Here is a 15,698-nt window from a genome sequence, read left to right on the forward strand (position 1 = left end):
TTTTAGCACAAATTTACGTTTATTCATGGTAGAAAACACACATCAGATTAATCCAGATCATTGGGTAGATGAATATTCTGATTATTTATTTAATTATGCCATCGTTCGGGTAAACGATAGAGAGATTGCCAAAGATCTTATTTCTGAAACTTTTCTGGCCGGTTTACGTTCTAAAAAATATTTTAAAGGCGAGGCGACCGAACGCACTTGGCTTATTTCTATTTTGAAACGTAAAATTATTGACCATTACCGAAAAATAAATTCTAAAAAAGGCCAAGCGGAAGTAAAAATAAACTACACCGATGAAGACCAAGAAGGCGACTGGCTGGAAGAGAAAGTAGCTGATAATTTTGAACAGTCTGCAGAAGACAATTTGGTGAATAATGAATTAGGCGCTGCGATTTACGATTGCCTTGATAAAATTAACCCCAAGCACGCCAAAATTTTTAAAATGAAAACGATCGATAACTTTGATACCGAAGTGATCTGTAATGAATTTAATATTACCCCGTCTAACTTATGGGTAATTATTCACCGTGCACGAACTGCGTTGGCAGAATGTATGGAAGAAAAATGGTTTAAGTAATTTATGAATTCTGAAAATCCTGACAAGAAATATTGTAACTGTACCGACGCAGGTTGTTATTGTGATAAAGCTCAATACAATGAAGCAGCTGACTGGGAACTTGAAAAATTGGTTTCTCATTTAGACAAATGCCCTAAATGCCAAGAGTATACAGAACGCAATAAAAAGCTTACTGAACTTTGCAAAAAAGCAGAATTAACTTCGTTAAAAGAAGAGGAACGCAAAGAACTTAAAAAGTTGCTTCAGGAGAACCTAAAAAACAAATAGTACTTTCGTTAAACAAAGTAATCCCCACCAGATAATCGGTAAACTTTCCACCCAAAAAGAAGCATAATAATCGGATTGTTTTTTGGAAGAAAAATAAATTAACATTCCGGTAAGAAGGGTGATCATAAAAGTTGGAATCAAATTTTTTACTTCTGACGTAATCGTGAATTCCAACAGAAAAAAAAGCATCAACAATACATATCCCAAGGCTTTCGTTTTTTCTACCCCTATTAACTGCGGAAGTGTTCTCAATTCTTTACTATCATAGGTTAAATCCCGAATTTCAAATGGAAGGATAAGTGCCAAAACAAAGACAAAAATCTGTAAAAACCGAAGCCTTGCTTCTACCGAAAAAATGAAATCAACGTTTTGTGTTGGTAACCAAACTGCGGTTCCTGCCCAGACGAAAGCAATAATAAAAATCTTAATCGATTTTAAACTTCTCAGATTCTTTCCCCGTGGTAAAAAAGGGATCGCATATAATAAAGTAAAAAATCCTAAAAAAGCAGAAATCAATAATACTTCAATAGGTTGAAAAAATGATAACACCAATAACCCGATAAAATTCAGCAAAGAAAACAACTGAATAAAACGAAGGTTTTTGGTCAAGCTGCGATGATGTAAACCGGCAATTCCCGCATATTTCACGAAATTATAACCGGTAATGGTACTAAAAAACACAAAGCCTAATAATTCAGCAGAAATAGCTGTAGGGATTACAAAAGAAGTCGTTAGCACCATAGCACAAACGGCAAGTGAAACGTGAATACTACTATCGATGTAAAATTTAAAAATTGCTTTTAGGCCATACATTTAGCAAAGGTAAAAGAACTTAGGAAAGCCTTGTTTATTTCTTACCTATATATTGTATTTGTTTCTTTACCCTGAACTTGATTTAGGGTCTCATCTAAATTGATTCTAGTAGGATGAGATGCTGAAAGGAGCAGGTTCCAGAATGGTGGAATTCTATTATTTTAAGCTAAACGTTATCCCGGACCAAGTCCGGAATAACATTTATTTCTATTAAGAATTAAAGCTCAATTAGAAACTTTAATATCTTTTCAAATTGAAAAATATTAAAAAAAAACTCATCAAATCACTAACTAATATAATTCTTTCCTTCTTCTAAAGCTTTTGCGATACCATCAGGATTTTTACCTCCGGCTGTAGCAAAAAATGCTTGTCCGCCACCGCCGCCTTGGATGTATTTACCCAATTCGCGCACAATTTGTCCGGCATTTAAGCTTTTTTCTTCCACTAAATCTTTAGAAATGTAACACGAAAGAATAGCTTTACCATTGTTGGCAGATCCTAACAATAAAAACAAATTATCGACTTCACCACCTAACTGAAAGGATAAATCCTTTAACGCACCACCGTCTAAATCTACTTGTTTGGCTAAAAACTGAACACCATTAATTTCGGTCAATTCATTTTTTAGATCGCCTTTTACGTTTTTCGCTTTTTCTTTAAGTAAGTTTTCAATCTCCTTTTTTAAAACCGAATTCTCTTCCTGTAAATCGTTCACGGCTTTTACCGGATCTTTTACATTTTTAAACAAGGCTTTTATTTGGTTAAAGTTTTCACTCTGTTGCGTCAAGAAATCTTTAGCCGCATCGCCGGTAATAGCTTCAATCCTACGTACTCCTGAAGCGACAGCACCTTCAGAAATAATTTTAAAATGCCAGATTTCTGCGGTATTTGGCACGTGCGTTCCTCCGCATAATTCCATCGAGTCACCAAAGCGAATGGTTCTTACCGCATCGCCATATTTTTCCCCAAACAAAGCAATCGCTCCTTGTTCAATAGCTTCCGCATAAGGGATTCTTCTATTCTCCTGCAAAGGAAGGTTTTCACGAATTCGAGCATTTACAAAATCTTCTACTTGTTTTAGTTCTTCTGAAGAAACTTTACTAAAATGTGAAAAATCGAAACGTAAATAGCTACTGTGAACCATCGAACCTTTTTGCTCTACATGCGTTCCTAAAATACTTCTTAACGCCTGATGCAATAAGTGTGTTGCAGAATGGTTAGCTGCCGATCTTGAACGTTGTTTGGCATCGACTACAGCTTTAAAGCTTCCCTCTAAATGATCTGGAAGGTTTTTTACAATATGAATAATTAAGTTATTCTCTTTTTTGGTATCAACGATATACGTTACATTTCCGTTGGTACTTTCTAAGTAGCCTTTATCACCAACTTGCCCACCGCCTTCAGGATAAAATGGTGTTAAATTGAATACCAATTGGTATAAAGTTCCATCCTTTTTACTTTCTACTTTTCTATACCTAGTAATTTTCACTTCTCCTTCTAAGCTATCGTACCCAATAAATTCCTCTTCATCATCTTCTCGCAAGATTTGCCAATCTTCAGCTTTGGTTTGGGCAGCAGAACGAGAACGGTCTTTTTGTTTTTGAAGCTCTTCTTCAAATTCAGTTTCATTCAACTTGAAACCACGTTCATTTAAAATCAGTGCGGTTAAATCGATAGGAAAACCGAACGTATCGTAAAGTTCAAAAGCTTTCTTTCCTGAAACCTGCCTATCGGCAGGCAAGTTTTTTTCTTTAGCAGCTTCAATAATCTGGTCTAATAAAACCAAACCTTGATCTAAGGTTTTTAAGAATGAATTTTCTTCTTCCTTAATTACGTTTTCACAAAGATTTTTTTGCTTTTTCAATTCTGGGAAAGCTGTTCCCATTTGCTGACTCAGCGTCGCTACAAATTTATAGATAAATGGTTCTTTTTTGTTTAAGAATGTAAAACCATAACGAATTGCACGACGTAAAATTCGGCGAATCACATAACCGGCTCCATTATTACTTGGCAATTGTCCATCTGCAATCGCAAAAGCAACCGCACGTACATGATCGGCAATTACACGAATGGCAATATCGGTTTCTTCAGACTTCCCGTAAGTAGAATTGGTAATGGTTTGTATTTCGCGAATTAGCGGAGTAAATACATCGGTATCATAATTGGATTTTACATCTTGCAATACCATACACAAACGCTCGAAACCCATACCGGTATCGATATGTTTATTGGGTAGTTCAACTAAAGAACCATCGGCTTTTCGGTTAAATTGAATAAAAACCAGGTTCCAGATCTCTACCACTTGCGGGTGATCTTGGTTCACCAATTCTTTACCTGAAATTTTAGCTTTCTCTTCTTCTGAGCGAATATCAATATGGATTTCAGATGCCGGACCGCAAGGTCCTTGATCACCCATCTCCCAGAAATTATCTTTTTTATTACCTAGTAAAATACGCTCTTCCGGCACGATTTCTTTCCAAAAACCATAAGCTTCTTCATCTTTACCTATTCCGTCTTCTTCATCACCTTCAAAAATGGTCACGTAAAGAATTTCAGGATTCACCTTAAAAACTTCCGTTAATAGTTCCCAAGCCCAAGCAATCGCTTCTTTTTTAAAGTAATCGCCAAAACTCCAGTTTCCTAACATTTCGAACATCGTATGATGGTAGGTATCTTTACCCACTTCTTCCAAATCGTTATGTTTTCCACTTACGCGCAAACATTTTTGAGTATCGGTAACTCTGGCACTTTTAGGAGTCGCATTGCCTAAAAAATATTCCTTAAACTGATTCATCCCTGCATTGGTAAACATTAAGGTAGGATCGTCTTTAATGACCATAGGTGCTGATGGAACAATTTGATGTTTTTTAGATTCAAAAAACTCTAAAAATTTGCTGCGTATTTCGTTAGCTTTCATATACGATTTTTTGTAGCTGAAACGTTAAATTATGTTACTAGTGAAACAATTTTTATCTTTGTTCGTCTTATTAAGCAAAACTGCTTAATTTTAGAAGGCAAAAATAGCATAATTTAAGACAATGTCGAAGGTTAAATATTATTACGATAGCGAAACACTTTCTTACCGAAAAATAGAACGGAAGAAAGGTCGAAAATTGGGCTATGCGTTATTGGGTATCACGGCTTCTTTTTTGGCCGGTTTCTTATTGTTATTGGTGTATTTAAATTTACCCCAAATTGAAACGCCTAAAGAGAAAGCTATGAAGCGAGAATTGCAAAATATGAAATTGCAATACGAAGTACTCAACAAAAAAATGACACAAGCGCAAAAAGTTTTAGCGGAAGTAGAAAATAGAGATAACAATATTTACAGGGTTTATTTTGAAGCAAACCCTATCCCGGAAGAACAGCGAAAAGCCGGTTTTGGTGGGATTAATCGCTATAAAGACCTAGAAGGTTACGATAATTCTAAATTGATTGTTGAAACCAGTAAACGCTTAGATGTCTTGCAAAAACAAATTGTTGTGCAATCTAAATCATTAGATGAAATTGCTAATTTAGCGGAAGAAAAAGAAAAATTATTAACTGCGATTCCTGCCATCCAGCCGGTAAAAAATGAAAACTTAAATCGTATGGCTTCCGGTTATGGTATGCGCATGCACCCGATTTTAAAATATCGAAAAATGCATAACGGGATGGATTTTAGTGCGCCTACCGGCTCTGAAGTTTATGCTACCGGAGATGCTGTGGTAAAAAAAGCACAACGAACTACCGGATTTGGTAATCTGATTGTACTAGACCATGGTTTTGGCTATGAAACTTATTATGCGCATTTAAGTGATTTTAAAGTAAGAAAAGGTGAAAAAGTGAAACGTGGAGAAGTGATTGGTGAAGTAGGCAGCACTGGTTTATCAACAGCTCCGCACTTGCATTACGAAGTACATAAAAATGGAAAAGTAGTGAATCCTATTAACTTTTACCACGGTGATCTTACTGCTGAAGAATACGATATTATGCTGAACCAGTCTGCACTCGAAAATCAATCGTTAGATTAATGCACGTCAACCTCCCCGACAAACTTTATTATAACATTGGTGAAGTTGCCAAGGCCTTTAAGGTGAATACCTCTCTTATTCGATTTTGGGAAAAGGAATTTGATGTCATCCAACCTAAAAAAAACGCTAAGGGAAACCGGAAATTCACCAAAGAGGACATTAAAAACTTGGAGTTGATTTATCATTTGGTAAAAGAGCGTGGCTTTACGTTAGAAGGTGCAAAAACACATTTAAAAGAAGAAAAGGTAGAAACACTCAACAACTTCGAGATTATTCGTAAATTAGAACATATAAAATCTGAATTGATCAATATTAAAAATCAACTATAAAAAAGAAAAAATGAAAAAGTGGTTAATCCCCGTAATTATAATTTTAGTGTTAGGCTTTATTGGCTATAAAATGACAGCTGGTGTTAATAATACTGCTGTAGAATTAGAAGAAAATGTAAAAGCTTCTTGGGCCAATGTCGAAAGTGCTTACCAACGTAGAACCGATTTAATTCCGAATCTGGTCAACACCGTAAAAGGTGCTGCAGACTTTGAAAAAAGTACGTTAACAGATGTTATTGAAGCCCGAGCAAAAGCAACTTCTGTTAACATTAATGCCGATAATTTAGACAGTGCATCTTTGCAAAAATTTCAGGAAGCACAAAGTGGTCTTTCTTCAGCTTTATCAAAACTAATGGTAAGTGTAGAACGTTACCCGCAACTAACCGCTACACAAAATTTCAGAAATTTACAATCGCAGTTAGAGGGAACTGAAAATAGAATTAATGTGGAACGTAATCGTTTTAACGATAATGTTCGTGAATACAACACCTACATCAGAAAATTCCCAAACAATATTTTTGCAGGAATGTTTGGGTTTGAACGAATGACACCATTTGAAGCCCAAGCAGGTGCTGAAAATGCCCCAACGGTAGAATTTTAAAATGAAATGAATGCTGAATTTTTTCAGCATTTTTTTTATAATGATATTATTGAGTAAGGAAAATTCAGTACTAAAACCTTAAGAAAATGGCCAAAGAATTTATTTCAGTTAAAGACGAAGAAGAAATTGTAGAAGCAATTCGGATTTCAGAAAAAAATACTTCAGGAGAAATTCGTGTGCATATTGAAAAAAAATGTCCGATCGAACTTTTTGAGAGAGCCAAAACTGTTTTCCACGACTTAAAGATGGACAACACCAAACTCGAAAATGGAGTATTAATTTACCTTGCCATTGAAGACCATCAATTTTACATTATGGGAGATAAAGGTATTGATAGAAAAGTACCTGATGATTTTTGGGAAAGTACCAAAAACGTGATGCAAGACCATTTTAGAAAAGGTGATTTTAAGCAAGGCTTAGTGGACGGAATTTTAAAAGCCGGCGAACAATTAAAGCATCACTTTCCTTATCAACAAGACGACATTAACGAACTTTCAGACGAAATATCAAGAGGATAATGCACTACTTCACTTCTGCTTTTAGCAAAAAAAATATATTCGGAATTCTATTTTTATTGATAGGAACTTTTGGTTTTGCCCAATTAGATGTTCCCAATAAACCTTCTAAGCAAACGAGCGTTTACGATGCTGCTGATGTTTTAAGTAATGCGGAAGAAAAAAGCTTAACACAAAAATTAATAAGGTATGCCGATACTACCTCTACCCAAATTGTGGTAGCTACCATCCCCACCCTAAATGATGAATACATTGGAACGTATGCCGCTGATTGGGCACAAAAATGGGGAATTGGACAATCGTCTAAGGATAATGGTTTTTTAATCTTACTGGCTAAAAACGACCGTAAAATTTGGATCACTACAGGATATGGGGTGGAAGAATATATGACTGATGCTAAAACCAAAACCATTATTGATCAAGTAATTTTACCGGAATTTAGAAAAGGAAACTACTATCAAGGTTTAGATAAAGGTACTACTGCCATTATGCAGGTAATGAACGGTACTTTTAAAGCTAATCAAGGTAATGAAGGTATTGGTTTTAATCCGTTACCGATCATTGTAATTTTCATTATTTTTATTGTTATTATCATTTCCATAATTAAAAAAAATAATGGCGGCGGTGGAGGACGCGGCGGCCGTAGAAGTGGTGCTGATACAATTTTTGATGCTATTATTTTAAGTAGCCTTGGTCGCGGAATGTTTGGTGGCGGAGGTCACTCTTCCGGTGGTGGCTTTGGCGGCGGTGGAAGTTTTGGAGGCGGAGGCTTTGGTGGTGGCTTCGGCGGTGGAGGCTTTGGCGGCGGCGGTGCCGGAGGAAGCTGGTAATGCTAGTGAGTAATAGTTTTATTTAAATAAGTATACTAAAAAAACCACTTTTTGAATGCTCAAAAAGTGGTTTTTACAACTATATAAACTAAACACAAATTAAATAACTATCTTCTCTTGTTGGGATCTCTCCCCCCAAACTTGCTGAATTTATAGGTAAAACTAAACATTACGTATTGCTCCAACACGAGTTGTTGCGTATCTTGAATAAAATCTTCTCCGGTATACCTAGAGGTTGAAATGTTTTCATCTAACACATCAAATACTTTCACTTTAAAAATTCCATCTTCTCCTAAGAGTTTATATCCTAAACTCATATTCCATAGAACAAAATCATTTTTAAATCCGGGTGACATATTTCCCATATGTTGATAGCTGATATCATTGCCAAAAATGAAATTTTTAGGCCAGTAAGAAGTAATCTCTACTCCCAAATTATGATTAATATAGTTTTGATCCCTACTAGAATCTAAGCTATAGCTTGCCTTATTGTAGGTTAATTGATAACTTGGGGCTACGGTTAATAATTCTTCAATTTCATACCTTACCGCTAATTGGGGAGATAGGGATAATGTTTCAGAATTATATTTTTGTGTATTGGAGAAACCTACATTTCTATTGAAATTGGTTCTAAAACCTACTCTTGGATTTAATGAGTTTCCATTTTCCAATTCAATTTTTTTATTCAGGCTAAATCCTGCAAATGCGCTATAAGCTCCATCAACATTTGTATAGGTGGTAGTTCTTACCAAATCTTCATCGGTTGTCGTAAAAGAAACTACCCGATCGTTGTATAAACTTCCTCCTAAATAGGCATAAAAACCAGAACGTGATTTAAAATCATAATTATTAAAATTGGCATAAAAACTATGTTCTAAGGTTGGATCTAAGTTAGGATTCCCTGTTACAATATTTAATGGATTAGTGGTATTGGTTACAGGTTGTAATTGATTTAAGCTTGGTGTACTTCGAGCGCTTCTGTAGTTAAAATAAATAGACTTGGTTTTAGTCAATTCATAGCGTAAGTAGGAATTAACAAACAGGTTGTTATAGGTATTTTCAAAAGAGTTCTCTGTAAATAAATCTATATTTTTTAAACGTATATTTTGAATACCTCCAGAAACACTTGCCCGTAATTTATCACTTTTATAAACCAAGCCTAATTCTGGACGATGGTCAAAAGTTTCGGATTCAAAATCGTTACTCAAATTATCGTTTAAGTTATTGTAATTGCCTTCTCCTTCTTCCTTATCGTAAACCAAACGTGTATTGCTACGATTGTTTTTTCGGTAGGCATAAGCGAGATCTAAGGAAAGTTTTTCACTAAGTGGAAGTCGAGAATTGAGTGAAATTTCATACTCATCTTCTTTACTATCTTCATCAATGTATTGATCTTGAATTTCTGTATTATCCAGATTTCCGTTTTCGTCATAAATTTCCCTAGATGAATAATAGACTTGATCTCCTTCAGAAGTATTATTGGTATTATTGAAGCCTAAGCGAATAAATGCTCCTTTACTTCCAAATTTTCTAGTTACATCAAAACGATTGCTATAATTAACGCTGGAAACTTCCCCGTTTTGTTTGGTATTTGCGTTATTAATAGGCGTTCCGTCTTCTTCAAAAGATTCGGTAAACGAATTACTCGTTGAATAACCTTTATTTACATTTACATTGGGACGAAAAGAAATTCTTGTTAACGTATCGGGTTTAAATTCAAAATTTACCCTTGCACGGTGGTTATCATTTTGACGTTCTGAAGTCGATTCTGAATTATTAAAATACGTGCGATCAGGTAAAATATTTTCTCTTTCAATGCTTGTTGCCGTTCTGTTATCAGACCTACTGAAAAAATAATTCGAATTTAAATCGGCTTTCTTTCCCCATTCATCTGCAAAATTGAAACCTGCGTTGTCAGATTTTGTGATTCCTCCTTGGCCTTGACCACCACCTCCTGTACCATTAATTGAATAGGCACTACGTCCCATGGCATCGAAAACTTCATCAAAAGTAAAACCAGAAGAATTGATATTGTTGGAACTCCCTAAAATACTCAGACGTAATTCATCCTTAAAATAATTAGCGATTCCACTTAACTCATAGCGTTCATCGGTTCCTCCTCCTGCGGTTAGTCTAGAGAAATATCCTTTATTTTTATCTTCCTTTACGGTTAGGTTAATGGTTTTATTTTCTGAATCGCCTTCTTCTCCGGTAAATTCTTCCGATTTGGTCTTGGTATCGACCACCTGAATTTTATCGATAATTTCTTTGGGTAAGTTTTTGGTCGCAATTTTGGGATCGTCACCAAAAAATTCTTTTCCGTTGACTAAAATTCTGGAAACTTCTTTTCCGTTAACGGTAATTTTCCCATTGTTATCTACATTCACGCCGGGTAATTGTTTCAACACATCTTCTACATTCGCATTGGGTTGTGTTTTAAAAGAGGCCGCATTAAATTCTAAGGTGTCTTTTTTAATGGTTACAGGGGCACGATTTCCTTTCACCACTACTTCCTCTAGACTATTGGTGGAAAACTTCATTATCACTTCACCTAAATCGATATTGGAATTTTCTTGTAGGGAAATTTTTTTTTGATAGGTATTGAAGCCTGTAAAACTTACGAATATATTGATGAAGTTGGCATCGGTGCTTCCTTCTACAGAGAAATTTCCATCTACATCTGATATGGTATACTCTACCAGCGTACTATCTTGTGCCTTTTCAATATATACGGTGGCTGACTCTAAGGGGGTTTGTTCTACATCTACTACTTTCCCTTTTACTTGAAAATCTTGTGCTTGTAAAACGAAGGAAAATAAAAATGCTGTTAGTCCAACAAAAGTTGTTCTAAGGTTAAATTTCATAAGTTGAAGTTAGCGTGGTTAAGCGTTCTTACTATATAGACTTTTCTAAAGTGAAAACGTTGCAAGCTAAATTAAATAATTCTAAAGTATTTTTATTAAAATTCAGGAATATTTCTTAAAAACACCTAAACCTATTGCGATAATTGGCCCATAATTCAAACCTTAACATAATTTCATGAGAACCACTATTGTAATTGCTTAACTCAGTCGTTTCATAATCGTAAGCATAACCAATCATAATTTGTTCTGAAACCTGAAAAGCAGCAAGCGCACTTACCGCAGAACCTAATCGATAGGAAGCTCCTACTGTAAATTTATTATTAAAATAAAAATTAGCTGATACATCTATCGCTAGTGGAGCGCCAGTAACAGACTTCACTAAAAAGGCAGGCTTAAATTTTAAATCCCGATTTACTTCCCAGACATAGCCGCCTATTGCATAAATATGAGCTTTATTGGTATAAGTAGCCACAGTAGCGTCATTATAGCGTTTGGTTTGCAAGAGGTTTGGGGTTGAAATCCCTAAATACCAATTATCGGTATATAAGTAAGTTCCTAAGCCTACTATGGGAGAAAATTCACTTAAATTAGAGAGCAGTGGATCGTTGATATCGGCTAAAGTAAGTTTATTCACATCAATCTCTAAGTTATCTACTCCACCTTTTACTCCAAAAGCTAACCTGGTATCCTCCCCTCTGCCTAACGTAATAATATAAGAGAAATTGGCCGCTATAGATTTTTGAGTAGAAGCTCCAATGTTATCACTGGTTACATCTAAACCTAAATTGGCAAGACTTCTCCCTCCTAGCGGGGTATGTGCTGCAAAATTTAAAGTTTTGGGGGCTCCTTCTAATCCAATCCATTGCGTTCGATAAGCACCAATTACACTCAACACTTCCCGTGTACCGGCGTAACCGGGATTTACACTCATGGTATTGTACATATATTGAGTATACTGCGAGTCTTGCTGCCCAAAAGCCACGCTAAGAAAAAAGAAAAATAGAATGTAGAAGTAATATTGTTTCATTTTCTATGCGCTTACTCAGTACTTAGGTGAATGTATCCTGCTTTTTGATGTTTAGACAGTCCTTCACCTTGGTTATAATCATATTCCAATACATAGAAATAAGTCCCCGAAGGTAATTGTGATTCTTGCTGAACAGTTAATCTTCCGTTAGAATAGCCATCAAACACTTGTCCGGGTTCTCCATAGTTATTGGTCTCAAAAACTTTTACTCCCCATCGGTTAAAAATTTTCACTACTAAATTTCGAGCGCAGGAAGTTGCCTCATTACTGATTTCTAAATAATCATTAAATCCATCGCCATTAGGTGTTACGGCATTAAAAACAACAATCTCACACGGATTTACTTCCTCATGCTTCATTAAAGCTAAGGTGTAAATTCCGGGATATTGAACAGCAGTTGTTACTGTATTTTCTGAAGTATTCGTAACTCCACCTTCATCTACCCAACGTTGGGTAATGGCATTCCATCTTACAATATGAATAGCATCTTGTGTGAAAGTTTCATTTAATATGAAATTGGGAGTGGTATTTGAATTCCAGGTTAACGACAACATTACTTCTTCTTGAGTTTTCATATTGATTTCCCAGTATTCATTATTATCAATTTTTTCGATCAAACTTTCTTTTATTGACAACTCATAAAGTGTCCCGGGATTTTTAAGGAAATAAGTTGCATTATAGGTATTGACAGAATTTAACATGGAAGTGATGGCAGGCCGGTAATAGTTTTTATGACCAATAGGATATTGAAAATCACTATCGCCTGTTTTATTGACGGGACCATCAACAAAACTTGCATCTGAAGCGTTGAATGCAATCGCATCTGGAAGAAAGTTGACTCTTCCTCGACTTATTCTATTTTCTAATATTCCTAAGATAAAATAGGCATCTCGATATATATTAACTCCTGAATTTACCTGAAATGCTACCGCTGGGGTATTATTTTCTAAATATAAATTAGTGGTAAATATTTCTTGACCGCTAATTTTTTGTAATTGATTTCCTACTAATCGAAGGATACCGGTCTGATTGTAAAAATCGAAAATCCCTTCATTATAAATATCTGCATACAAACTCGTACGTCCATCATTGTAAAATGTAGCTTCAGGTTTATTATTAAAGCTGGAAACACTGGAGAACTTGGTGTTTTCACTTACGTATAGCATTCCTGTATTCACCGTTTGCGAAAGCATAATTCCGCAAAAAAAATTGATGAATAAGAATGATATGTAAAGTGTTTTCTTCAAATTGAATTATTCTTTTGTTACTGAAGGAAGGAAAGGATTAACCATTGCAGGTTTTACCACATACATGCGATGATCTTCCACTTCCCCTCTTAACAAAGTGGTTTCAGGGGTTAACATCCCATAATAATTATCAGAAAGTCTTAATCGCATATAGGTGGGCCGTATAACCACATCATTGGGTACTACCCAGCTTAGCGTGGTCGTTCCTATACCAGCTGGTAAGGCTTGCACTACTCCTTCTCCATCTTCAAAAACACCATTTACGTTAAAATCTACCCAGCCTTGCAGGTAAGAATCATCTATTGTGGTGTAAGGTACTTCTACTTCAAAAGTTTTTCCAGCTACATAATTAAAATTCCGATAATAAAAACGTTTTAAATTAGCTGGAAGTGCATCTTCTTCATTTACATTGCCTCCATCATTATCATCTCCTAAGGCATCTATGGTATATTGTTCATCAAGATCTTTATCTGGCGATACCGACCCTAGATAACTAATATTAGTTTCAGGAATTTCTGAAGCAGGAGTGTAAGTGTCGGCATTTAAATTTACGCTGGTTCCTACCGGCACCTGATCATCAGAAAATGTGGTCTTATCTATAATATGGAGTACATCCCCATAGGTATCTGGTGCATCGCCTCTATCAAGTTCGGGTACCAACAGTCCAAGAGCTATCGCTGTTAAACCTGCCCCTTTTATCTCTACATCAAAATTTATTTCATAATTATTAACTTCTGTATCATATGCCGTTTCATTAAAAGATAGAATAGTAATTGCGGCTGTATTATTATCGTTTCCATTAAAAAACCGAACTCTTTGCAATCCGCCTCCTATATTACTTTTATTGATTTGATAAGGCCCCGCTCCTATGTTTTTTCTTACTTCTACCACTTTCCACTCCCCATCAGAACTTACTTTTATTTCTTCTGAAGAAGCTAAGGACTCTGCATCGGCAATTACCAAACCTTTAATTCTTATAGGGTTGCCATCTAAAAAGGCCTGACAACTCACGGTAAAAGTGGCTGTATCGCCTCCATCTGCATTTATAATTCCTGCAACCAACTGGTTATTATTACCTGTTCCACCTATATTGTATAACTCATCCATCGAGTCTCCTACAAAATTCCCGGGAATGTAACTTTCAATGGAAGAAGAGGGATTTATATTATCTATGGTAGCTTGTAAGCAGAAATATTTATTCTGACTTAATTGAATGGAAGCATAAGAAGTTTCACCATTATTTAAAACTTCTCCCTCCTTTCCGTAGATATCTGCTGAAGATTGCGCTCCCCAGGTTAACCAAATAATCCTATCTAAATAATTTCCTGTCCCTCCGGTTGCAAAGGTAGAAGTAACAATATTTCCTGGATAACACTGTGCATAATTAGATGAATACCCTGTAAAGAATAAAAATACGCCTACTATATATTTATTGAATAGATTCATATCTGCTAAAGGGTTATTTTACTTCAAAAACAATATTCATAAAGGAAGACTCTGTAACTTCAGAACTCCCATCCACGCTATAATTTAAGACACCTGTATCTGAAATAGAAACATCAGAAAAAACCGAAGTATCGTACCAAGTCACATAATAATTAAGCTCTGTAGCTGGCAAAACCGGTAATGTATTTCCTGCATTACTGGAATTGGTCACCAGTGGAACCGAACCTGTTCCTCCAAATTGTTCTTGATATTTTTGATATAAATCGATCTCTCCATAAGTTTCTCCAGCCGGAACTTGATCTGGAGACGTAGGAACCAAAATAGAAGGCATATAAAAGAATTTAGGCATTGCCGCTTTTACCTTCTTTAAAATACCTTGTGCATCCATGACTACAATATCATTACCGGGAGATTCACCCTCTTGAAGTCCTTCTATGGCTAAAGTATTGGTAGCCGTTGTAGTTATTGTAGTAGGTTGAATTAAATCTCCCCCTAATTGAAAAGTATCCTCATTTTTAGTGATACCGTTATTAGCAAGATATTCAAGAGTCAACGTATCTCCATTTTCATTCGTAAAGGTATAAGTACCATTATCATTATAAATAAAAGTAGTTGTGTTGGTATCAAAAGTAACCTCTGTACCATCTACCGTGGTATGGGTAAAAGTACCATCACCATTGTCTACCAGTACATCGCTGTTGCTTTCCAATAAATTGATGATCTCCGTATACACATCGCCCTGGTTCTGGATGTCGGTCGCTACCTCATTGATGATATCAACTGTTAAGCTTTCTCCATTATCGTTTGTAAAGGTGTAAGTCCCGTCATTGTTGTTTGTGTAGCTGACCGTATTGGCATCGAAAGTCAGCTGCGTTCCATCTACTGCGGTATGGGTAAAAGTTCCATCGCCATTGTCAACCAATACATCACTGTTGCTTTCCAACAAATTGATGATCTCCGTATAAACATCACCCTGGTTCTGGATATCGGTCGCTACTTCATTGATGATATCAACCGTTAAGCTTTCTCCATTATCATTCGTGAAAGTATAAGTACCATCGTTATTGTTCGTGTAGCTGACCGTGTTCGCATCAAAGGTCAGCTGTGTTCCATCTACCGCAGTATGGGTAAAAGTGCCATCGCCATTATCTACCAGTACA

13 protein-coding genes and 1 pseudogene are annotated in these 15,698 nt (G+C 35.8%); 7 read left to right on the forward strand and 7 right to left on the reverse strand.

Annotated features, from left to right (window positions below; translation table 11 throughout):
- Positions 1–25 precede the first annotated feature (25 nt).
- Together FVB9532_RS18220 and FVB9532_RS18225 are read left to right on the forward strand one after the other, a co-directional pair.
- Complete coding sequence (locus FVB9532_RS18220) at positions 26–586, forward strand: sigma-70 family RNA polymerase sigma factor (protein ID WP_150546616.1); 561 nt, start codon at positions 26–28, stop codon at positions 584–586.
- A gap of 3 nt (positions 587–589) precedes the next feature.
- Positions 590–853 carry a hypothetical protein gene (locus FVB9532_RS18225; protein WP_150546617.1) on the forward strand — a complete coding sequence of 88 codons (264 nt, stop codon included), beginning with the start codon at positions 590–592 and terminating at the stop codon, positions 851–853.
- Here FVB9532_RS18225 and FVB9532_RS18230 read toward each other — a convergent pair.
- Together FVB9532_RS18230 and alaS are read right to left on the reverse strand one after the other, a co-directional pair.
- Positions 839–1,666 (reverse strand): UbiA prenyltransferase family protein, encoded by an 828-nt coding sequence (locus tag FVB9532_RS18230; RefSeq protein ID WP_228482391.1) that lies wholly within the window; start codon positions 1,664–1,666, stop codon positions 839–841. The genes FVB9532_RS18225 and FVB9532_RS18230 overlap by 15 nt on opposite strands.
- 286 nt (positions 1,667–1,952) lie before the next feature.
- Complete coding sequence (alaS, locus tag FVB9532_RS18235; RefSeq protein ID WP_150546618.1) at positions 1,953–4,583, reverse strand: alanine--tRNA ligase; 2,631 nt, start codon at positions 4,581–4,583, stop codon at positions 1,953–1,955.
- A 121-nt stretch (positions 4,584–4,704) separates the two neighbouring features.
- On the opposite strand from alaS, the gene FVB9532_RS18240 reads away from it, so the two are divergent.
- The 5 genes from FVB9532_RS18240 to FVB9532_RS18260 all read left to right on the forward strand — a co-directional run bounded on the left by FVB9532_RS18240 (position 4,705) and on the right by FVB9532_RS18260 (position 7,954).
- Positions 4,705–5,679, forward strand: a complete 975-nt coding sequence (locus FVB9532_RS18240; RefSeq protein ID WP_150546619.1) for a M23 family metallopeptidase — start codon at positions 4,705–4,707, stop codon at positions 5,677–5,679.
- Positions 5,679–6,008, forward strand: a complete 330-nt coding sequence (locus FVB9532_RS18245; RefSeq protein WP_150546620.1) for a MerR family transcriptional regulator — start codon at positions 5,679–5,681, stop codon at positions 6,006–6,008. The genes FVB9532_RS18240 and FVB9532_RS18245 overlap by 1 nt, the downstream gene beginning before the upstream one ends.
- Positions 6,009–6,018: 10 nt before the next feature.
- Positions 6,019–6,609 carry a LemA family protein gene (locus tag FVB9532_RS18250; RefSeq protein WP_150546621.1) on the forward strand — a complete coding sequence of 197 codons (591 nt, stop codon included), beginning with the start codon at positions 6,019–6,021 and terminating at the stop codon, positions 6,607–6,609.
- 86 nt (positions 6,610–6,695) lie between these two features.
- On the forward strand, positions 6,696–7,127 hold the full coding sequence (locus tag FVB9532_RS18255; RefSeq protein ID WP_150546622.1) for a TPM domain-containing protein: 432 nt from the start codon (positions 6,696–6,698) through the stop codon (positions 7,125–7,127).
- Positions 7,127–7,954: a TPM domain-containing protein gene (locus FVB9532_RS18260; RefSeq protein ID WP_150546623.1), complete on the forward strand. Its 828-nt coding sequence runs from the start codon at positions 7,127–7,129 to the stop codon at positions 7,952–7,954. Before FVB9532_RS18255 ends, FVB9532_RS18260 begins: the two co-directional genes overlap by 1 nt.
- Before the next feature lie 107 nt (positions 7,955–8,061).
- Here FVB9532_RS18260 and FVB9532_RS18265 read toward each other — a convergent pair whose 3' ends face one another.
- The 5 genes and pseudogenes from FVB9532_RS18265 to FVB9532_RS19555 all read right to left on the reverse strand — a co-directional run.
- Positions 8,062–10,818: an outer membrane beta-barrel protein gene (locus FVB9532_RS18265; RefSeq protein WP_150546624.1), complete on the reverse strand. Its 2,757-nt coding sequence runs from the start codon at positions 10,816–10,818 to the stop codon at positions 8,062–8,064.
- Between the two features lie 115 nt (positions 10,819–10,933).
- Positions 10,934–11,845, reverse strand: coding sequence for a PorP/SprF family type IX secretion system membrane protein (locus tag FVB9532_RS18270; protein ID WP_150546625.1), 912 nt, complete (start codon positions 11,843–11,845; stop codon positions 10,934–10,936).
- Positions 11,846–11,856: 11 nt separating this feature from the next.
- Entirely contained in the window at positions 11,857–13,092 is a 1,236-nt protein-coding gene (locus tag FVB9532_RS18275; protein WP_150546626.1) for a T9SS type B sorting domain-containing protein, read from the reverse strand.
- 6 nt (positions 13,093–13,098) lie between these two features.
- Positions 13,099–14,538 carry a CshA/CshB family fibrillar adhesin-related protein gene (locus FVB9532_RS18280; RefSeq protein WP_150546627.1) on the reverse strand — a complete coding sequence of 480 codons (1,440 nt, stop codon included), beginning with the start codon at positions 14,536–14,538 and terminating at the stop codon, positions 13,099–13,101.
- A gap of 13 nt (positions 14,539–14,551) precedes the next feature.
- Positions 14,552–15,698 (reverse strand): annotated as a pseudogene (locus tag FVB9532_RS19555) (hypothetical protein); the annotation flags it as partial.

Origin of the sequence: Mesonia oceanica (genome assembly GCF_902499555.1) — a bacterium.
In the GTDB taxonomy this organism is placed as follows: Bacteria; Bacteroidota; Bacteroidia; order Flavobacteriales; family Flavobacteriaceae; genus Mesonia; species Mesonia oceanica.